The 20,096-nt window shown below is 78.4% G+C and carries 17 protein-coding genes and 1 riboswitch; of the genes, 9 read left to right on the top strand and 8 right to left on the bottom strand.

The window, feature by feature from the left end; translation table 11 throughout:
* Positions 1-88: 88 nt before the first annotated feature.
* Both EDC03_RS16445 and EDC03_RS16440 read left to right on the top strand, forming a co-directional pair.
* Positions 89-838 (top strand): nitroreductase family protein, encoded by a 750-nt coding sequence (locus tag EDC03_RS16445; RefSeq protein ID WP_158674343.1) that lies wholly within the window; start codon positions 89-91, stop codon positions 836-838.
* 24 nt (positions 839-862) lie between these two features.
* On the top strand, positions 863-3,382 hold the full coding sequence (locus EDC03_RS16440) for a DNA gyrase/topoisomerase IV subunit A (protein ID WP_123381348.1): 2,520 nt from the start codon (positions 863-865) through the stop codon (positions 3,380-3,382).
* 23 nt (positions 3,383-3,405) lie between these two features.
* Here the strand turns inward: EDC03_RS16440 and EDC03_RS16435 are convergent, their stop codons facing one another.
* On the bottom strand, positions 3,406-4,785 hold the full coding sequence (locus EDC03_RS16435; RefSeq protein ID WP_123381390.1) for an APC family permease: 1,380 nt from the start codon (positions 4,783-4,785) through the stop codon (positions 3,406-3,408).
* 169 nt (positions 4,786-4,954) lie between these two features.
* Entirely contained in the window at positions 4,955-7,078 is a 2,124-nt protein-coding gene (locus EDC03_RS16430; RefSeq protein ID WP_123381347.1) for a DNA gyrase/topoisomerase IV subunit B, read from the bottom strand.
* A 276-nt stretch (positions 7,079-7,354) separates the two neighbouring features.
* Here EDC03_RS16430 and EDC03_RS16425 point away from each other — a divergent pair, with 276 nt between their 5' ends.
* From EDC03_RS16425 to EDC03_RS16410, 4 genes are all read left to right on the top strand, one after another.
* Positions 7,355-7,555 (top strand): DUF7455 domain-containing protein, encoded by a 201-nt coding sequence (locus tag EDC03_RS16425; RefSeq protein ID WP_123381346.1) that lies wholly within the window; start codon positions 7,355-7,357, stop codon positions 7,553-7,555.
* Between the two features lie 170 nt (positions 7,556-7,725).
* On the top strand, positions 7,726-8,232 hold the full coding sequence (locus EDC03_RS16420; RefSeq protein WP_241967235.1) for a DUF456 domain-containing protein: 507 nt from the start codon (positions 7,726-7,728) through the stop codon (positions 8,230-8,232).
* A gap of 5 nt (positions 8,233-8,237) precedes the next feature.
* Entirely contained in the window at positions 8,238-8,627 is a 390-nt protein-coding gene (locus EDC03_RS16415; protein WP_123381388.1) for a hypothetical protein, read from the top strand.
* A gap of 81 nt (positions 8,628-8,708) precedes the next feature.
* Positions 8,709-8,924, top strand: coding sequence for a hypothetical protein (locus EDC03_RS16410; protein WP_123381345.1), 216 nt, complete (start codon positions 8,709-8,711; stop codon positions 8,922-8,924).
* Positions 8,925-9,059: 135 nt separating this feature from the next.
* On the opposite strand, the gene EDC03_RS16405 is transcribed toward EDC03_RS16410, so the two are convergent.
* Complete coding sequence (locus EDC03_RS16405; RefSeq protein WP_123381344.1) at positions 9,060-10,694, bottom strand: RNA polymerase sigma factor; 1,635 nt, start codon at positions 10,692-10,694, stop codon at positions 9,060-9,062.
* A gap of 352 nt (positions 10,695-11,046) precedes the next feature.
* Positions 11,047-11,454 carry a universal stress protein gene (locus EDC03_RS16400; RefSeq protein WP_123381343.1) on the bottom strand — a complete coding sequence of 136 codons (408 nt, stop codon included), beginning with the start codon at positions 11,452-11,454 and terminating at the stop codon, positions 11,047-11,049.
* 106 nt (positions 11,455-11,560) lie between these two features.
* Here EDC03_RS16400 and EDC03_RS16395 point away from each other — a divergent pair, with 106 nt between their 5' ends.
* Positions 11,561-12,076, top strand: coding sequence for an NUDIX domain-containing protein (locus EDC03_RS16395; protein ID WP_123381342.1), 516 nt, complete (start codon positions 11,561-11,563; stop codon positions 12,074-12,076).
* A gap of 12 nt (positions 12,077-12,088) precedes the next feature.
* On the opposite strand, the gene metX is transcribed toward EDC03_RS16395, so the two are convergent.
* The 4 genes from metX to EDC03_RS16375 all read right to left on the bottom strand — a co-directional run bounded on the left by metX (position 12,089) and on the right by EDC03_RS16375 (position 16,351).
* Positions 12,089-13,264: a homoserine O-acetyltransferase MetX gene (gene metX / locus EDC03_RS16390; RefSeq protein ID WP_123381387.1), complete on the bottom strand. Its 1,176-nt coding sequence runs from the start codon at positions 13,262-13,264 to the stop codon at positions 12,089-12,091.
* A 135-nt stretch (positions 13,265-13,399) separates the two neighbouring features.
* Positions 13,400-13,511, bottom strand: a riboswitch (SAM riboswitch).
* 90 nt (positions 13,512-13,601) lie between these two features.
* Positions 13,602-15,002, bottom strand: coding sequence for a DUF4192 domain-containing protein (locus tag EDC03_RS16385; protein WP_123381386.1), 1,401 nt, complete (start codon positions 15,000-15,002; stop codon positions 13,602-13,604).
* A gap of 137 nt (positions 15,003-15,139) precedes the next feature.
* Positions 15,140-15,562, bottom strand: a complete 423-nt coding sequence (locus EDC03_RS16380; RefSeq protein WP_199720353.1) for a YkvA family protein — start codon at positions 15,560-15,562, stop codon at positions 15,140-15,142.
* Between the two features lie 141 nt (positions 15,563-15,703).
* Positions 15,704-16,351 (bottom strand): hypothetical protein, encoded by a 648-nt coding sequence (locus tag EDC03_RS16375; protein WP_123381341.1) that lies wholly within the window; start codon positions 16,349-16,351, stop codon positions 15,704-15,706.
* A 139-nt stretch (positions 16,352-16,490) separates the two neighbouring features.
* Here EDC03_RS16375 and EDC03_RS18315 point away from each other — a divergent pair, with 139 nt between their 5' ends.
* The gene (locus tag EDC03_RS18315; RefSeq protein WP_123381340.1) at positions 16,491-18,323 is read left to right on the top strand and encodes an ATP-dependent DNA ligase; all 1,833 of its coding nucleotides are present in this window, start codon (positions 16,491-16,493) and stop codon (positions 18,321-18,323) included.
* Positions 18,320-20,089: a DNA polymerase gene (locus EDC03_RS16365; RefSeq protein WP_199720352.1), complete on the top strand. Its 1,770-nt coding sequence runs from the start codon at positions 18,320-18,322 to the stop codon at positions 20,087-20,089. The genes EDC03_RS18315 and EDC03_RS16365 overlap by 4 nt, the downstream gene beginning before the upstream one ends.
* Positions 20,090-20,096: the final 7 nt, after the last annotated feature.

The raw sequence follows: 20,096 nt of genomic DNA, 5'->3' as shown, positions 1-20,096 counted from the left end.
CGGAGCGTAGCCGCGACCCCCCTTGCGTGACCGGCGCCGACCCGACCCGCGCCCCTCGCGCCGCCCCGCCCGCCCCCGCACGGTCTTCGTGCCCTTCCACCGCCCCGGCCCCGGCGTGCCGCCGACGATCGGCTACGAAGACCGGGTGGAGGAGACGGGGCGGGTGGAGCGGGTGGAGGAGACGGCGGCGGCCTACGGGGAGCTGGTGCGCGGACGGCGGGTGGCGCGGTCGTTCGACCCGGACCGGCCGGTCGGGGCCGCCGTGCTGCGCGACCTCGTCGACCTGGCCAGCCGGGCGCCGAGCGCCGGTGCGGCGCAGGGGTGGTCGTTCCTCGTCCTCCGCCGGCCCGAGGACGTGGCCGCCTACTGGGCGGCGACGGCGGGCGACGGCCCGCCCGACCGCTGGCTCGCCGGGATGCGCACGGCCCCGGCGCTCGTCGTCGCGTGGAGCCACGAGCAGGCCTACCGCGCGCGGTACGCGCTGCCGGACAAGGCCTCCGGCACCCACGCGCCGCCGGACCCGGCGACGCGGTGGCCCGTCCCCTACTGGCACGTCGACACGGGCATGGCCGTGGCCCTGCTCCTGCTCGGCGCGGAGGCGCACGGCCTCGGCGCGTGCCCCTTCGCCGTCCCGACGGCGCGGGTCGCCGCGCTGCGGACGGCCTTCGACGTCCCGGCGGACGCGGTGCCCGTCATGGTCGTGGCCCTCGGGACGCCCGCCCCGCACCCGTCGGGACCGCCGACGACGCCGCGCCCCTCGCGCCGGCGTGCCCTCGACGACGTCCTCTCCGACGGGCGGCACGGCCGCCCCCTGCCCCCGGCCTCCCCGGGCGGCTGACCGCCGTCGGGGAGGATGCGGCCCATGGCCCGTCGCTCCTCCGCCCCCGCCGCCCCGCCCCCCGGGGAGGGCCGCGTCGTCGACATCGACGTCGCCGCCGAGATGCAGGGGTCGTTCCTCGAGTACGCCTACTCCGTCATCTACGCCCGCGCGCTGCCCGACGCGCGGGACGGCCTCAAGCCCGTGCAGCGGCGGATCCTCTACGCGATGCACGACATGGGCCTGCGGCCCGAGCGCGCGCACGTCAAGTGCAGCCGCGTCGTCGGCGAGGTCATGGGCAAGCTGCACCCCCACGGCGACACCGCCATCTACGACGCGCTCGTCCGGATGGCGCAGTCCTTCAGCCTCCGCCTCCCGCTCGTCGACGGGCACGGCAACTTCGGCTCGCCCGACGACGGCCCGGCCGCCGCCCGGTACACCGAGGCGCGCATGGCGAGCGCCGCGCAGGTCATGGTCGCCGACCTCGACGAGGACGTCGTCGACCTCGTGCCCAACTACGACGGCTCGCTCCAGCAGCCGTCGGTGCTGCCGTCGGCGATCCCCAACCTCCTCGTCAACGGGGCCAGCGGCATCGCCGTCGGCATGGCGACGAACATGCCGCCGCACAACCTCGTCGAGGTCGTCGCCGCCGCCCGCCACCTCGTCGAGCACCCGGCGGCGACGCTCGAGGACCTCCTCCGCTTCGTCCCCGGCCCGGACCTGCCCGGCGGCGGCCGGATCATCGGCCTCGACGGCGTCCGCGAGGCCTACGCCACCGGTCGCGGCACCTTCCGGACCCGGGCGACGACGCGGGTCGAAGCCATCACGCCCCGGCGGCGCGGCATCGTCGTCACCGAGCTGCCGTACGGCGTCGGGCCGGAGCGGGTCGTCGAGAAGATCGCCGACGCGGTGAAGTCCCGACGCCTGCAGGGCGTCTCGGACGTCCAGGACCTCACCGACCGCGAGAGCGGCCTGCGCCTCGTCGTCGAGGTGAAGTCCGGGTTCGACCCCGAGGCCGTCCTCGAGCAGCTCCACCGGCTGACGCCGATGGAGGAGACCTTCGGCATCAACAACGTCTGCCTCGTCGAGGGCCAGCCGCGGACGCTCGGCCTGCGCGAGCTCCTCGCCGTCTACGTCGACCACCGCCTCGAGGTCGTGCGCCGGCGCAGCGAGTACCGGCTGGCACGGGCCCGCGAGCGCCTGCACCTCGTCGAGGGCCTCCTCGTCGCCGTCGCGGACATCGACGAGGTCATCGCCGTCATCCGCTCCAGCGACGACGCCGCCGCGGCCCGCGAACGCCTCATGGCGGTCTTCGAGCTCTCCCGCGAGCAGGCCGACCACATCCTCGAGCTGCAGCTGCGCCGCCTCACGCGCTTCTCGACGCTCGAGCTCGAGACCCGGGCCGCCGAGCTGCGGGAGACGATCGCGGCGCTCGAGGAGGTGCTCGGCAGCGACGAGCGCCTGCGGGGCGTCGTGTCCGACGAGCTGGCCGAGGTGGCCCGCGAGCACGGGACGCCGCGCCGGACCGTCCTCCTCGAGGCGAGCGGCGCCGCCGCCCCCGCCGCCCGGGGCGCCCGCGGCCGCGGTCCCGCGGTGCCGCTCGAGGTCCCCGACTCCCCCTGCTGGCTGCTCCTGTCGGCCACCGGCCTGCTGGCGCGCACCTCCGGCGGCACCGACGACGACGGCCCGCCGCCGCCGGTGCCGGCCGGGCTGCCCGGCGCGGACCGCTCGGCGCACGACGTCGTCGTCGCCGCCGTCCGCACGAGCGCCCGCGCCGAGGTGGGCGCCGTGACGAGCCGCGGCCGGGTGCTGCGGCTGCCCGTCGTCGACGTCCCCGCCCTGCCGCCGGTCCACGGGGCGCCGTCGCTCGCGGGCGGCGCCCCGCTGGCCGACTTCGTCCCCGGCCTGGCGAAGGGCGAGCGCGTCGTCGGCCTGGCCCGGCTCGACGTCCCCGAGGGCGCCGGCGGCCTCGCCCTGGCGACCGCGGGCGGCACCGTCAAGCGGGTCGCCCCGGGCGAGGCGCCGGCCCGGGAGGAGTTCGAGGTGGTGGGCCTCAAGGACGGCGACGAGGTCGTCGCGGCCCTCGACCTGCCCGACGACGGCCGCGACCTCGTCCTCGTGACGAGCGACGCGCAGCTCCTCCGCTTCCCCGCCACCGCGGTCCGGCCCCAGGGCCGCGCGGCCGGCGGCATGGCCGGGGTGCGCCTGGCCGCCGGCGCGAGGGTCGTGGCCCTGGGCGCCGTCGCGCACGGCACGGAGGACGACGCGGCCGTCGTCACCGTCGCGGGGGCGGCGGGGGCGCTGCCGGGCACCGAGGCCGGGACGGCCAAGGTCACGCCCTTCGCCGAGTACCCGGCCAAGGGCCGCGGGACGGGCGGTGTCCGCTGCCACCGCTTCCTGCGCGGCGAGGACGCCCTCGTCCACGCCTTCGTCGGCGCCGGCCCCGTGGCCGCCGGGGCCGCCTCCGGCGCGGCGGTGCCGCTGCCGGCCGAGCCCGGTCGCCGCGACGGCTCCGGGGTGCCGCTGCCGCAGGCGGTCGTGGGGATCGGCGGACGGGTCGGCTGAGGCGGCCCGCCGGTCCCGCGGGGCTACTCCGCGGGCCGCCGCGGGCCGCCGTCCTCGCCCGGCCCGCGCTTGAGCAGCGCGGGGTCGCGGGCGAGGGTCGCCGTGCCGTACCGCCGCTTGTTGAACACCGCGGCGACGACCCACAGGAGCACGCCGACGGCCAGCAGGACCCCGGCCGTCCGGTACTGCGCCGGGTCTCGGTCGACGAGGGGGCTGGCGAGGAAGAGGCACAGCACCGCGCCGAGCACGGGCGCGGCCGTGGGGGCCCGGAAGTGCCGGTGGTCCACCGGCTCCTGCCGCAGCACGAGGCACGCCACGTTGACGACGGCGAAGACGCACAGGAGCAGCAGCGACGTCGTCCCGCCCAGCGCCGGCACCCGCTGGACGACGGTGATGAGCAGGACCGCCAGGCCCGTCGTCACGAGGATCGCCACCCACGGCGAGCGCCGCCCGGCGTGCACCCGGCCGAAGACCGCGGGGATCACCGCCTGGCGGGACATGCCGTACATGAGGCGCGACGCCATGAGCATGTTGATGAGCGCCGAGTTGGCGACGGCGAACATCGTCACGAAGGCGAAGATCCCCAGGGGGAAGCCGGGCGCGCCGGCCTCGACCACCTGCAGGAGCGGGGTGTCGCCCTCCCCCAGCCGCTCGACGGGCACGAGCGCGACCGCCGAGATCGACACGAGCACGTAGATGAGCCCGGTGATCGACAGCCCCAGCAGCATGATCCGCGGGAAGACGCGGGAGGGGTCCTTCGTCTCCTCGGCCATGTTGACGGAGTCCTCGAAGCCGACCATGGCGAAGAAGGCCAGCGCCGTGGCCGTCGTCACGGACCCGAAGAGGCCGCCCGAGCCGGTGTCGAGCTGCGTGGCCCGCGAGAGGTCGCCGTCCCCGCCGCCGATGGCCACGGCGCCGACGGCGATGACGAAGAGCAGGCCGGTGAGCTCGACGAGGGTGAGGACGACGTTGGCCTTCACGCTCTCGCCGACGCCCCGGAAGTTCACCGCGGCGATGACGAGGATGAAGGCGAGCGCCACGGCCGTCACCCCCAGCCCCTCGCCCAGCGACAGCGAGAAGCCCTCGGCGACGTTCGCCGCGAAGGCCCGCGCCGCCGTCGAGGCCGACGTGATCCCCGACGCCATGACGGTGAAGGCGACGACGAACGTGAGGAAGTGCACGCCGAAGGCCTTGTGCGTGTAGAGCGCGGCCCCCGCGGCCTGGGGGAACTTCGTCACGAGCTCGAGGTAGGAGCAGGCGGTGAGCATCGCGACGGCGAAGGCGCAGACGAAGGGCAGCCAGGCGGCGCCCCCGACCTCGGCGGCGACCTGGCCGGTGAGGGCGTAGACGCCCGTGCCGAGGATGTCGCCGACGATGAAGAGCAGGAGCAGCCCCGGGCCCATGACCCGCCTCAGCCCGCCCTCCGCGGGGTCGGGGCGGGGGCCGGAGGCGCCGGGGGTGCTGCTCGCGGGGGCCGTCACCCGTCGGACTGTCCTCCGGACGGTCGCCCCTGGCAACGGTCCCCGGCCGTCCCGGGGCCGCCGCGCGGGCCCGGGACGCCGTGGGCGTCCGTCAGGCGTCGATGCGCTCCCGCTCCAGCACCTGCGCGCCGTCGACGATGAAGTCGCGCCGGGGGGCCACCTCGCCGCCCATGAGCAGCTCGAAGACGCGCTCCGCGGCCGCCGCGTCCTCGATCCGCACCCGCCGCAGCGTGCGGCGGGTCGGGTCCATCGTCGTCTCGGCCAGCTGGTCGGCGTCCATCTCGCCCAGGCCCTTGTAGCGCTGGATGCCGTCCTTCCAGCGCCGTCCGCGGCGCTCGAGGTCCTTCAGCGTGCTCGTCAGCTCGGCCTCGGAGTAGGTGTAGACGACCTCGGCCGGCCGGCGCGGCGCCCCGACGACCTCGACCCGGTGCAGCGGCGGCACGGCGGCGAACACGCGGCCCGCCTCGACGAGGGGCCGCATGTACCGGAAGAAGAGCGTGAGCAGCAGCGTCCGGATGTGGGCGCCGTCGACGTCGGCGTCGGTCATGACGATGACGCGCTCGTACCGGACGGCGTCGAGGTCGAAGGTGCGGCCCGAGCCTGCGCCCAGCACCTGGAGGATGGCCGCGCACTCGGTGTTGCCGAGCATGTCCGCGAGCGAGGCCTTCTGGACGTTGAGGATCTTGCCGCGGATGGGCAGCAGCGCCTGGTACTCGCTGCTGCGGGCCCGCGTCGCGGTCCCCAGCGCGCTGTCGCCCTCGACGATGAAGAGCTCCGTGCCCGCCGGGTCGTTGCTCCGGCAGTCCTTGAGCTTGGACGGCAGCGAGGACGACTCGAGCGCCGTCTTGCGCCGCTGGGTCTCGCGGTGCAGCCGCGCGCTGATGCGCGACTTCATCTCGCTGACGACCTTCTCCAGCAGCGCCGCCGACTGCGCCTTGTCCTCGCGCCGCGTCGAGGACAGCCGAGCCGCGAGCTCGGCGGAGACGACCCGCTGGACGATGGAGCGGACCGCCGCCGTCCCGAGGACCTCCTTGGTCTGGCCCTCGAACTGCGGCTCGGCGAGCCGCACGGTGAGCACCGCGGTGAGCCCGGCGAGGACGTCGTCGCGCTCGAGCTTGTCGCCGCCCGGCTTGCCGGTGAAGCTCACCTTGAGCTTGCGCGCGTTCTCCTCGACGGCCGTCCTGACGCTCTTCTGCAGCGCCGCCTCGAAGCCGGCGAGGTGGGTGCCGCCCTTCGGCGTCGCGATGATGTTGACGAAGCTGCGGACGCTCGTCTCGTAGCCCGTCCCCCACCGCAGGGCGACGTCGACGTGGCACTCCCGCTCGACCTCGGTCGGCTCGAGGTGGCCCATGGCGTCGAGGACGGGGACGGTCTCGGTGAAGCGACCGCTGCCCTGCAGGCGCCACACGTCGGTCACGGGCGGGTCGACGGCGAGGTGGTCGGCGAACTCGGTGATGCCGCCGTCGTAGCGGAACTCCTCGACGCGCCGTCCGCCCTCGGTGCCCTCGCGCTCGTCGACGAGGACGAGGCGCAGCCCGGGGACGAGGAAGGCCGTCTGGCGGGCGCGGGCGACGAGGTCGTCGTAGGCGAAGGCGGCCGTCGGGAGGAACACCTGCGGGTCGGCCCAGTAGCGGATGCGCGTGCCCGTGACGCCCCGCCTCGTGCGCCCCGCGTCGCGCAGTCCGGACGACTCGACGAAGGGCGTGAACGGCGAGCCCGCGCGCGGCTGCCCGTCGACGTCCTCGAAGGTCCCCGGCTCCCCCCGGCGGAAGCTCATGGCGTGGGTGCGACCACCGCGGTCCACCTCGACGTCCAGGCGCGCCGACAGGGCGTTGACGACGCTGGCGCCGACGCCGTGCAGGCCGCCCGAGGCCGCGTACGAGCCGCCGCCGAACTTGCCGCCGGCGTGGAGCTTGGTGAAGACCACCTCGACGCCGGACAGGCCGGTCTTCGGCTCGGCGTCGACGGGGATGCCGCGGCCGTCGTCGCGGACCTCGACGGACCCGTCGGCGTGCAGGAGCACCTCGATCGACGTCGCGTGCCCGCCGAGCGCCTCGTCGACGGAGTTGTCGATGACCTCCCACAGGCAGTGCATGAGCCCGCGGGAGTCCGTCGAGCCGATGTACATGCCCGGGCGCTTGCGGACGGCCTCGAGCCCCTCGAGCACCGACAGGTGCCGGGCGGAGTACGCGTCCTCGCGGTCGGCGGGGCGCACGACCCGCTGGGCGGGGCGCCGGTCGTCTCGCGGGTCTGCTGCCACGCGTCCAGGCTAGGCGGCACCCGCTGCTCCACCCGGGTGACGCGGCCCTCCCCGGACGAGGTCGGCCGCCGATCCTCTGACGGCGAACACGCCCGTCGTCCGATGGGGGAACGGCAGGGCGTGGTTCGATGGTTGAGCCACGTGGAAGCCGCACCACGGTGCCGCCGGGACGACCGGTGGTGCCGCAGGGCACCGACGAGCACGGCAACGAGCTCACTGGAAGGGACCGACGTGACCGCCACCCTCGCGACCGAGCACCTCACCACCACCGACCGCTGCGACCGCTGCGGCGCCCAGGCCTACCTCCTCGTCCGCCTCCCCTCCGGGGGGGAGCTGTTCTTCTGCAACCACCACGGGCGGGAGCACGAGGGCGTCCTGCGCGAGTCCGGCGCCGACATCCACGACGAGTCGGCCCGTCTCGCCGGGTCCTGAGCACCCGCACCGGAGCAGCACGCAGCACGGCTCGGCCCTGTCCCTGACGAGCTCCCCGACGACCGTCGCCCCGCGCGGGGCGGCGGTCGTCGTGCGTCCGGGCCCGGTCCGGGACCGCCGCCGCGCGGTGCCGTCGGCGCGGGCCGCGGCCGAGGTGGGAGGGTGCCCGGGTGGGTGACGTCCTGGCCTCGTTGGCCGACCAGGTGACGGTGGTCGCCGGTGTCGGGATCGTCGTCGGCGTCCTCGGCACCGTGGTGCCGGTCCTGCCCGGCGGGCTCCTCGTGGCGCTGTCCGTGGCCCTGTGGGCCCTCGTCACCGGCGGGGCCGCCTGGTGGGTGCTCGTGGGCGTCGTCGTCCTCCTGTCCGCCGGGCAGGTGCTCGAGTACCTCACGGCCGGCGTCTCCCTCAAGCGGGCGGGCGTGCCCAACCGGTCCCTCGTGGCCGGCGGGCTGCTGGGCATCGTCGGCTTCTTCGTCGTCCCGGTCCTCGGGCTCGTCCTCGGCTTCCTGCTGGGCCTCTACCTCGCCGAGCTGCACCGCCAGCCGGACGCCGCGACGGCGTGGCGCAGCACCAAGGTCGGCCTCCGGGCGGCCGGCGTGGCCCTGCTCATCGAGCTCGGGGCCGTCCTGCTCGCGGCGACGCTGTGGTTCGCGGTCGTGCTGACGGGGACGGTGTGACCGGCGTGGACGTGCCCCCGCCCTCCCCCGGCACGACGCCGGACCCGCTTCTCGCGGCCCGGGCGGTCGTCGTCCACGACCTCACCGCCCGCGGCCTCGGCACGGCCCCGCTCGTCGACGTCGTCGACGCGGCCGTCGCCGCGCGACGCTGGTGGCTGGAGGCGTGGCCGGAGGGCGGCGCCCACGTCGCCGGTCAGGTCGCCCAGGACGTGCAGGAGACCCTCCTCGACGACCACGGCGTGCGGTGGCCGTCGTGCCCCCGGCCGCCGGGCTGCACGGCGCCCGACCCGCACGTGCTCGCGGTCCTGCCCGACCTCGGGCCCGACCCGCACTGGGTCTGCGAGAGCGCCGCGGCGGACGTCGCCCCGCTGGGCGCCCTGCCGACGACGTCCTGACCGGTCCCGTCGCGCGCTGACGCCGCGTGACGAGGGGGCGGCGGCGCGGGGCCACCCGCCACGGCCCGTAAACTCGGGGCCGTGTCGACCCTGCAGCCCCTCGAGACGACCGCGACCTGCCCGCTCTGCGGCGGGGAGACGCGCGTGACGCGCGGCCCCGCCCAGGCGAAGGTCTTCGCCGCCGCCGACGACCCCGCCCCCGTCGGCCGGGTCCGCCGGGTGGTCTGGCACGAGGGCGGCGAGGACGCCTGCCGCGTCTCCGCCGCCGACTTCCGCCGCGCCGAGGGCGACCGCTGAACCACCCCCGCTGACCCCGGCGCCCCGGGGTCCGCACGGCGACCGCCCGTCCCGGACGACGCCGCCCGCCCCACGACGCACGACGGCCCCGCCACCGACGAGGTGGCGGGGCCGTCGTGCGTCCGGGGCCGGACGTCAGTCCAGGTAGTCCCGCAGGACCTGGCTGCGCGAGGGGTGGCGCAGCTTGGACATCGTCTTCGACTCGATCTGGCGGATCCGCTCGCGCGTCACGCCGTAGACCTTGCCGATCTCGTCGAGCGTCTTCGGCTGCCCGTCGGTGAGGCCGAAGCGCATCGAGACGACGCCGGCCTCGCGCTCGGACAGCGTGTCGAGCACCGAGTGCAGCTGCTCCTGGAGGAGCGTGAACGACACCGCGTCCGCCGGGACGACGGCCTCGGAGTCCTCGATGAGGTCGCCGAACTCGCTGTCGCCGTCCTCGCCGAGCGGCGTGGACAGGGAGATGGGCTCGCGGCCGTACTTCTGGACCTCGACGACCTTCTCGGGCGTCATGTCCAGCTCCTTGGCGAGCTCCTCCGGCGTGGGCTCGCGGCCCAGGTCCTGGAGCATCTGCCGCTGGACGCGGGCCAGCTTGTTGATGACCTCGACCATGTGGACCGGGATGCGGATCGTCCGCGCCTGGTCGGCCATGGCGCGGGTGATGGCCTGGCGGATCCACCACGTCGCGTAGGTCGAGAACTTGTAGCCCTTGGTGTAGTCGAACTTCTCGACCGCACGGATGAGGCCAAGGTTGCCCTCCTGGATGAGGTCCAGGAAGAGCATGCCGCGACCCGTGTAGCGCTTGGCCAGCGAGACGACGAGGCGCAGGTTGGCCTCGAGCAGGTGGTTCTTCGCGCGGCGGCCGTCGTGGGCGATCCACTTGAGCTCGCGCTCGTAGCGCTCGTCGCTGATGTCGCCGGACGACATGCGCTCCTCGGCGAAGAGCCCCGCCTCGATGCGCTTGGCGAGCTCGACCTCCTGCTCGGCGTTGAGGAGGGCGACCTTGCCGATCTGCTTGAGGTAGTCCTTGACCGGGTCGGCCGTCGCGCCGGCGGTGACGACCTGGACCGCCGGGGCGTCCTCGTCGTCGTCGTCGCGCAGGACGAAGGAGTCGCTCGTCTTCCCGTCCTTGGCGTCCTTGGCCTCGGCCTCGGAGGCGGTGGGACGCGCGGCGGCCTCCTCGTCGGCGAGGGTCTCGACCTCGCCGGAGGTGACCTCGGTCGGCCCCTCGGACGACTTGGCGGACTTCGCACGCGCGGGCGCGGCGGCCGTCTTGGCGGCGGCGGCGGTCGTCGTCTTCTTCGCCGCGGCGGTCTTGCTCGCCGCGCGGCTGCGCGCCGGCTTGGCCGGGGCCGCCTCGGCGACCTCCTCGGCCGGCGCCTCGGGCGCCGCGGCCACGGGGGCCGCCTTCGGGGCGGCGGCCTTCTTGGCCGTCGAGGCGGCGGCACGGGTGGGACGCGCGGGCGCCTCCTCGCCGGCGACGACGGTCGTCGCCGCACGGGCGCGCGCCGCGGCAGCGGTGCGCTTGGGCCGCTTCGCGACGGGCTGGGGGTCGTCGACCACGACGGTGACGGACGCGTCGTCGAGGGCGCGCAGCACCGTCTTCATGCGCGACATCGGCACCTCGGCGCTCTCGCAGGCCGAGCGGAGGCTCGTGGCGGTGACCGTGCCGGTGGATCGGCCCGAGGCGAGCAGGTCCTGCAGGCTCGGGTGGGCGAACTCCGCGGGGAGCTGCTGGGCCGGGGGGCTGGCGGGGGTGGGGACCGACGACACGGACTGCCTTTCGTCGTAGCGGACGAGCGGTGCGAGGGCCTGGGACGGCCGGGCGCCGGCGGGAGGCCGGCGTGCTCGCGGGTGGTGCGGGGCGTGCTGGGGCGGCGAGGACGTCACCGGACCCGTTCGAGTGCTCCAACGACCGCGGGACCACGTCCATGCCCGCGACGCGGGGTGTTTTCGGGCATGACGAGACCTGTGGTGCGCAAGTCCCCATCGTCGCACAGCCCGGGGGCTCCCCCGGCACCTCTGGGCCGCCGGGGTGGTGGGCGCGTCGCGCGGCGGGCACGACGGCGCGCCGCCGGGGCGTCCGGCGGCGGCGGTGGGGGCGGCGTGCGGCGCCGGGCCCGGGTCAGACGGGCTTGACCGCGAGGACGGGGCAGGGGGCGTCGAAGAGGATCCGCTGGGCGCCGGAGCCCAGCACGAGCTTGCCCACGGGGGTGCGGCGCCGCAGGCCGATGACGACGAGGGCGGCGCCCTCGTCGATCGCGACGCGGAGGAGGTCGGCCGACGGCTCGGCCCCGGGCGTGAGGGCGCGCAGCTCGTGGGCGGGGGCGTCAGCGCCGAGCGCGGCCTCGACCTCGGGCCGCAGCTCCTCGAGGGCGCGGGTGCTCGTGGCGACCGGGTCCGGGTCGTCCGGGTCGGCCCGCCGGTTGTCGACGACGACGACGCGGGAGCGCCGGCGCGCGGCCTCCGCGAGCCCTGCGGCGAGGGCGGCGCGCCCCTCGCGGGTCGGCACGTACCCGACGACCACGGTCATGGGTGCCCCCTCCTCGACGGCCCGTCCGGAGGTCCGGCGGGGCGCCCCCGGGCGCGCCGCGGAGGCTACCCGACACCCCGTCGGCCGCCGTGCGTAGCGTGGGGCCGTGGGCGACGGCGACGGGTGGGTGACCGCCGCGGGCGGGGTGCGGCGCTGGGGCCGCCACGGCGCCGCCGGGCTCCTGCTCGTCAACGACGGCTCGGGCGACGACGGCGCCGAGGGGCCGGCGGGCTCCCGGGTCCTGCTGCAGCTGCGCGCCGGGTGGACCCACCTCGGCGGCACGTGGGGGCTGCCCGGCGGCGCCGTCGACAGCCACGAGGACGCCGACGCCGGCGCGCTGCGCGAGGCCCACGAGGAGACCGGGCTCGACCCGGCCGCCGTCGAGGTCCTCGGCCGGCGCGTCACCGCGGACCTCGGCGTCTGGCGCTACACGGTCGTCCTGGGCCGCCGTCGCCGCGGCGCCCCGCCGCAGGCGCCGCACGCGGCCACGGCGGAGTCCGACGACGTCCGCTGGGTCGCCCTCGACGACGTCGGCGCCCTGCCGCTGCACCCCGGGCTCGTCGGCACGTGGGCCGGCCTGCGGGCGTGGGTCGAGCGGTCCACGTCCGCCCCGCCCGCCTGACCGCCGGGCCGCTCAGCCGTCGACGGGCCCCCCGGGACGGCCGAGCAGGTCGCGCACGACGGCCGCGACCGCCGCGTGCTCGGTGAGGAAGCCGTCGTGGCCCGCGGGCGAGTCGACGACGTGGAGGGCGGGCGTGCCGGGCAGGCCCGCCACGAGCTCCTCGCCGAGCGCCACCGGGTAGAGCCGGTCCGAGGAGATGGCCACGACCGCCGTCGTGGCGGTGACCGCGGCCAGCGCGGCGCCGGTCCCGCCGCGGCCCCGGCCGACGTCGTGGCCGTTCATCGCCCGGGTGAGGGCGACGTACGAGCCCGCGTCGAAGCGCCGCACGAGCTTGTCGGCGTGGTGGTCGAGGTAGGACTCGACCGCGTAGCGGCCGCCCCGGGCGGGGTCCTCCCCCGGCTGCGCCGTCCGCCCGAAGCGGGCCTCGAGCTCGGGCGCCGCGCGGTACGTGGCGTGCGCGACGCGGCGGGCGACGCCGAGGCCCGTGTGGGGCCCCGCGCCGTCGGGCGCGTCGTGGTAGTCGCCCCCGGCGTAGCCCGGGTCGCCCTCGACGGCGGCCAGCTGGGCCGCGGCCCAGGCGATCTGGTCGGCGCCGCTCGCCGCGCAGGCGGCCAGCACGAGCAGCCGGCGGACCCGGCCGGGGTGCGTGACGCCCCACTCGAGGGCGCGCATGCCCCCCATCGACCCGCCGACGACGAGCGCCCACGCCGGCACGCCCAGCGCGTCGGCGAGCGCCGCCTCGACGGCGACCTGGTCGCGGACGGAGACGGCCGGGAACCGGCTCCCCCACGGCCGGCCGTCGGGCGCGGGCGACGACGGACCGGTCGTGCCCTGGCAGCCGCCGAGGACGTTGGCCGCCACGACGCACCAGCGGTCGGTGTCGAGGGCCCGGCCCGGGCCGACGAGCTCGTCCCACCAGCCCGGGGTGGGGTGACCGGGCCCGGCGGGCCCCGCGACGTGGCTGTCCCCCGTCAGCGCGTGGCAGACGAGGACGACGTTCGACCGGTCGTCGGCCATCTCGCCCCACGTCTCGTAGGCCACGACGACGTCGGGGAGCACGTCTCCGCCCTCCAGCGCGACGGCGCCGACCCGCGCGAAGCGGCGGGAGCCGACCGGGTCGCCGGGGCGCCACGCGCCCGAGGCGGGCGGCGCGGGACGGGCGGCCCGGGACGCCGGGACCGGCGGCACGACGACCGGGCCGTCCGCCGGCGAGCCCTGCGCGCCCACGGCCGGCGGGGGCACCGCCGGCGGGGGCGGGACGGTGCGCTCCTCGGTGCGGGTGCTGCCCACGACGGCCTCCGGGGGTCCCAGGGGCCGACGGGCGGCCCGCGCTTGCCCGCCGCATGCCGGCGGGCCCGGTCATCACCCGGGGCACCCCACCGCGGAGGAGGGTTGCCGCCCAGCGAGCCGGGGCTCCGCGCTGGGACTCTTGACCTGGCGCGGACGGTAGCAAGGGCCCCGCCGCGACCGCACCGCCCGTCCGGCCGTCGGGCGGCGCCCCGGGGCCCGCAGGCCCCGCGCCGGGTCAGCCCGCGGGCGCCTCCTCGTCGTCCTGCCGGCGGGCCCGCACCCAGGCGGGGACCGCCCCCGCGTCGACGAGGTCGAGGACGAGCCGCGCCATCGGCACGGCGGGCCGGACCTCGAGCGCGCGCTCGGCGCAGGCGACCGCGCGGGCGCCGTCGCCGGACCACCACGCCGTCCACGCGAGCGCCCCGAGGGCGTGGGCGCCCACCCGGTCGGGCAGGTGCCGCACGACGGCCGCGAGCACCCCCTCCGCGGCGGCCACGAGCGCCGGGTCCGGGACCGCGGCGCCCGCCGGCCGGCCGACGACCGCCTCGAGCAGCGCCTCCGCGCGCTCGTCGGGGCCCTCGGCCGCCACCCGCTCCGGCACGTCGCCCGCCCCCGCGAGGCAGCTGACGAGGACGGCGTCGCGCACCCACGGGTCGGCCAGGGCCGCGCCGACCCGGCCGAGCAGCACGGGGTCGTGGAGGTCCTCCGCCGGCCCGCGACGGCCGGGCGCGTCCCCGCCGGGCGGAGCGGCCAGCCGCTCGACCTCGACGGCACCGCGGAAGGACGCCAGCGCGTCCGCGCGGAGCCGGGCGGCGCGGGCCGGGTCGCCCTCGGCGCGGCGCGTGCGGCGCCGGGCCGTCGCGGCGGCCCGGACCGCCTCCTCGCGCGCGTCGGCGGCCGCGGGCCGCAGGTCGTCGAGCAGGGCGTCCCGCGACCGCAGCGGCGCGGACCCACGGGCGACCATCTCGACGGCGGCGAGGCTGCCGTCGAGGGCGGCGAGGGGCTCTCCCTCCGGCGGGCAGCACGCGTCCCGGCAGCCGAGGCGGCGCAGGCGGTCCCCGTCGACCCACCACGCGTCGCCGAGCCGCAGGCCGCGGCCGACGCAGGCCCCGGCGACGAGGACGTCGACGAGGCCCGCGAGCGACAGGTCCCGCGGGTCCGGGCCCCCGGGGTGGCCGCCGCCCAGCAGGTCGGCGGGCACGGCGTCGTCGTAGACGACCGCGACGACGGCGGACGCGCCGTCGCGCACGGCGAGGTCGACCGCGTGGTCCACGAGGCGCCCCAGCAGGTCGACGAGGTCGGCGGGCACCTGCCGGAGCGCCAGCAGCGCCCGCTCCCGGTCGGCGAGGGCGGGCAGGTCGACCCGCGAGACGAGGCCCACGCGCCGGCGGGGTCCCCGCAGGCTCACGAGGACGAGGCTGCGCGCCGGGACGAAGCCCAGCTGGTGCGGCACGAGGGCCACGAGGTCGCGCGGGTCGCCCACGCGGAGCACCTCGGGGGCGCGCACCTGCGGGGGCAGGAGGGGCGCCGTCCGCGGCCGGCTCCTCGCCCCCTCGGCGGCGGTGGGGCACGGGCGGCCGCGGCGACGGCGCGAGGTGGTCGTGTCGTCGCGGCGGGGGGCGGGTGAGGTCGTCATGACGGCGAGCGTGGGGCGCCGGACGTCGGCGCGGGGACGCCCTCCACAGGGGGGGTCCCGGGCGGGGGCCCGGCGCGCACCGGGGCGCCGTCGAGGGCGCCGTCCACAGGACGTCGCCCCCGGCGGCGGGCGGGAGGTCAGACGACGACGCTGCCCTGGACGGTCTCGCGACCGGGCTCGGCGGCGCGGTCCGTGCCGGCGCCCTCGGGGCCGTCGGCGGCGGGGCGGCCCGCCTTCTCCCAGCGCAGGAAGGCGGTGGTCTCGTCGACGACCGCGCCGGCGAGCCACGTGAGGACGAGCGCGTCGTCGACGAGGCCCGCGAGGAGGAAGACCGCCTCGGGGACGAGGTCGACGGGCGAGACGACGTAGCCGACGGCGAGCGCCATGAGCGCGAGCCGGCTCGTCGTCGTGCCGGTGTAGCGGCCGCGCACCACGGCGGTGACGAGCCGCGGGAGGGCGGTGAGCTGCTCGCGCAGGCCGGGGTCGCCGGCCCGGCGGGCGCCCATGAGCGCGGCCGCCAGCGCGCGCCAGGCGCCGCGGTGGTGGGTGCGTGCGGACAAGGGGGCCTCCCGGTCGTCGGGCGGGGCGGCAGGGCGCCCCGCTGCGACCAGGGTAGGTCGCCCGTGCCCGGGCGTCCCCCGAGAGGGACGGGGTCGCGCGGGCCCGCCGTCGCGGCGGGCCCGCGCCGACGGCCGGCCGCGTCAGGCGGCGCGGCGCGCCAGCCCGCGGGCGCCGCCCGCGGGGAAGTCCTCGCGGGCGCGCTTGCCGATGCCGCGCATGAGCCACGCGTCCGCGCCGCCGCCGATGACGCCCCCGGCGACCGGGACGAAGCGCCCGAGGCGGCCGACGGTCCGGGCGCCCATCTGGCCGAGCAGGCGGAAGCCGAGGCCCTTGTTGACGGCCACGCGCAGGGGGTGCGGCAGCCCGCGCAGGAGCGTGCGCGACAGCAGCCCGCCGCCCGCGCCCGCGACGGGCAGCGACGCGCCGGCGCCGACGAGCGACTCCAGCACCTCGGCGCGGACGCCGGCGTCCCGCAGGTCGTACCCGCGCAGGTGCGCCACCGCGGCCACGAGCCGGGTGCCGAGCGCGTAGAAGCCGATGACGTTGGCGGGCAGGGCCACGGGCAGGGTCACGAGGCCGCCGAGCCCGGTGACGAAGCCCTCGGCGCCGGCGAGCCGCAGGTGGCGCCCCACGAGCGCCTCGACGGCCTTCTCGACGTCGCCGTCGGCCTTGGCCAGGGCCTTCTCGGCCGCCTCGTCGGCGGCGTCCAGCGGCCCGACGCCGCGGATCCCCAGGTCGACGAGGCGCTGGACGAGGCCGGACGCGGCCTTCTCGCGGTCGCTGGTCACGGGGTCCTCCGGTGCGGTCGTGGTGTCCCCGCCGGCCCGGGGACCGGGACGGCGGGCTCGTGCCCCCGGCACGGTGCGGCCGGGCCCCGCCCGGCGGGGCGGCGGCGCCGTCGTCGGCGGGCGCGCCCATGATGGCCGGATGCTGCTCGCCGCGCTCGCCGCCCGCCTCGAGGAGGTCGCCGCCACGTCGTCGCGGCGGGAGAAGGCGGAGGTCCTCGCCGGGCTGCTGCGGCAGGCGGGGCCCGCCGAGCTGCCGGTCCTCGTGCGCTACCTCGAGGGCGAGCTGCCCCAGCGGCGCACCGGCCTCGGCTGGCGCTCGCTCGCCGGCGGCCCGCCGCCGGCCGCCGCGGCCACGCTCGAGGTGCTCGACGTCGACGCGGCCATGGCGGCCGCGGCCGCCGAGCAGGGGCCGGGCTCCACCGGACGGCGCCGGGGCCACCTCCTCGACCTCATGGGCCGGGCCACGGCGGCCGAGCAGCACCTCGTCGCCGGCCTCGTCTCCGGCGAGCTGCGGCAGGGCGCCCAGCGGGGCGTGCTCGTCGAGGCGCTGGCCGGGGCCGCCGGGGTGCCGGCCGCCGTCGTGCGCCGTGCCCTCACCCTGAGCGGCGACGTCGTGGAGGTGGCCGTCGCGGCGCTGGGCGCCGACGGTCCCGCCGCCGCCCGGGCGGCGCTCGAGGCGGTCCGGCTCGAGGTGGGCCGCCCCGTCTCCCCCATGCTCGCCGCGAGCGCGCCCGACGTGCCGGCGGCCCTCGCCCGGACGGGGGCCGCCGTCGTGGAGTGGAAGCTCGACGGGGTCCGCGTGCAGGTGCACCGGGACGAGGGCCCGGACGGCTCGCCGCGCGTCCGCGTCTGGACGCGCACGCTCGAGGAGGTCACGGGCTCGCTGCCCGAGGTCGTCGCCGCGGTCGCGGCGCTGCCGGCGCGCACGCTCGTCCTCGACGGCGAGGTGCTGCTCCTGCGCCCGGCGGACGACGCGGACGAGGCGGACGACGCGGACGACGCGGACGACGGCGTGCCCGCGTGGCAGCGACGACGCCCCGCACCCTTCCAGGAGACGTCGAGCCGGGTCGCCACCCGCGGGGCCCGCGCCGTCGCGGTCGCCGCGGCCGGGGCCGGGGCCGGCGACGAGCTCCCGGCGGAGCAGCCCGCCCCCGCCGGCGCCGTGCCCGGCCCGGCGGTGCGGACGTCCCCCGACGCCGGAGACGGCGACGGCGACCCCTCGCCGCTGCAGCTGGTGCTCTTCGACGTCCTCCACCGGGACGGCGAGGACCTGCTCGACGCCCCGCTCCGGCGACGGCGGGAGGTGCTGCTCGACCTCGCGCCGCACCTCGCCGTGCCCGGGGCGGCCGCGGCCCCCCGCGCCGACGGGGACGAGGACGGCGACGACCCGTCGGCGCCGGCGGCGGCGCTCGCGCGCGAGGCCCTGGCCCGCGGGCACGAGGGCGTCGTCGTCAAGGGCGCCGGCTCCCCCTACGCCGCCGGCCGGCGCGGCGCCGCCTGGGTCAAGGTGAAGCCGCGGCTGACGCTGGACCTCGTCGTCCTGGCCGTGGAGCGGGGCTCGGGCCGTCGGCGGGGGCAGCTGTCCAACCTCTGGCTCGGGGCGCGCGACCCCGAGGGGCGCTTCGGCCCGCCCGGCGGCGCCGTCATGCTCGGCAAGACCTTCAAGGGCCTCACCGACGCGATGCTCGCCTGGCAGACCGAGCACCTGCGGGCGCTGGCCGTGCCCGACGCCGACGGCCGGGAGGACGGCTACGTCGTCCACGTCCGGCCGGAGCTCGTCGTGGAGATCGCCCTCGACGGCGTCCAGACGTCGCCCCGCTACCCCGCCGGCCTGGCCCTGCGCTTCGCCCGCGTCGTCGCCCACCGGCCCGACAAGCCCGCGGCGGAGGCGGACACCGTCGCGGCCGTGGAGGCCCTGCACGCGGCGGCGCGCGGGCTCCCCGACCCGGGCCGGGACCCGGACGAGGCGTGAGCGCGGCCCCCGGTGCGCTGCTCGCGGTCGTCCGCGGGCCCGCGGGGCTCGGGCTCGCCGACGGCGAGCGCGCGTGGGCCGTGCCCGCCGCGGGGCCGGCGGCGGCGGCGCGGGTGCTGGCCGACCTCGAGCGCGAGCGCTCGCCCCGCTGGGTGTGGTGGTCGGCCCGCGAGGTCCTGGGACCGCTGGCCGGCCACGGCGGCCGCGACGACCGGCCCCCGCACCTCGCCCGCGCGTGGGACGTCGCGGCCGTCCACCGGCTCGTCGCGGGCGGCGGGGACGACGGCCCCGCCGCGGCCCGCGCCGTGGCCTGCGGGCTCGCCCCGTCCGCCGCCCCGTCGCCCGGGCAGCTGGACCTCGGCGGCGACGGCGGCGTCCCCGACGGCGACGGCGACGACCCGGTCCGCCCCGACGGGCACCTGCGGCCGGAGTGGGTGGACGGCTCCTGGGCCGACACGCCGGGCCGCGCCGCCCGCTGGGCCGCGGCCGCCCTCGGCACCGCGGGGCTGCAGCGCGAGCGCCTCGTCGCGACGGCGGGCGAGCACGCCGTCGTGACGGCGTGGTCGGAGTCCGCGGCCGCCGTGCTCGCCGTCGAGCTGGAGGCGTCCGGCGTGCCCTTCGACGTCGCGGCGGCGCGGCGGGCGGTCGAGGCCGTCGTCGGGCCCCTGCCCGAGGACGAGGCCGGCGCCGCCCGGTCCCGCGCCGCGCGCGACGCGCCGCTGCAGCGGCTGCTCGGCCCGGGGCCGACCGGGGCGCCCGTCGACCTGCGCAGCCCGGCCCAGGTCCTCGACGCCCTCGCCCGCGCCGGCCTGGACCTGCCGGACACGCGCTCGTGGCGGTTGGAGCGCCTCGCCGAGGAGCCCGGCGCCCCGGCGGTGCTGCGGTCCCTCGTCGCGTGGCGGCAGGCGGAGCGCCTCGCCGTCGCCCACGGGCCGCGCTGGCTCGCCGAGCACGTCGCGGGCGGACGGCTGCGCGCGGCGTGGTCCGCGAGCGACGGCGGGGCCGGCCGGATGACGGCGTCGGCGGGCGTCCACAGCATCCCGCGCGAGCTCCGCGACGCCGTCCGCGCGGAGCCCGGCCACCTCCTCGTCCGCGCCGACCTCGGCCAGGTCGAGCCGCGCGTCCTCGCCGTCGTCTCCGGCGACCCGGCGCTGGCCCGCGACGCGGCCGAGGACGACCTCTACGCCCCCGTCGCGGCCCGCCTGCGGGTGGCGCGCGACGTCGCGAAGGTCGCCGTCCTCGCCGCCATGTACGGGCAGACGAGCGGGGCGGCCGGCGCCACGATGGCCGCGATGGAGCGCAGCTACCCGCGCGCCGTCGCGATGCTCGTCGACGCGGCGCGCCGCGGCGCCGCGGGCGAGGACGTGCGGACGGCCGGCGGGCGTCTCGTGCGCGTCCCGGCCGTCGAGGAGGTGCCCGTCGAGGCCGGGCCCGCCGCGCTGGAGCGCTACCGGGCGCGGCTGGCCGGGCGCGGGCGCTTCGCCCGCAACGCCGTCGTGCAGGGCTCCGCGGCCGAGCTCTTCAAGGCGTGGGCCGCCACGGTGCGGGCCCGGCTCGCCGCGGACGGCAGCGGGGCCGTCGTCCTGTGCCTGCACGACGAGCTGCTGCTGCACGTGCGCGAGGAGGACGCGGACGCCGTCGCCGCGGGCGTCGTCGCCGACCTGGGGACCTCCGCCGCCCGGTGGTGCCGGGCCGTCGGCGGGCCGCCGGTGCGCTTCACGGCCGACGTGGCCGTCGTCGACCGCTGGTCGCGGGCGAAGGGCTGAGCGACCC

The organism is Pseudokineococcus lusitanus, from assembly GCF_003751265.1.
Classification (GTDB): Bacteria; Actinomycetota; Actinomycetes; order Actinomycetales; family Quadrisphaeraceae; genus Pseudokineococcus; species Pseudokineococcus lusitanus.
This window is presented reverse-complemented; position numbering and strand designations above follow the sequence as displayed.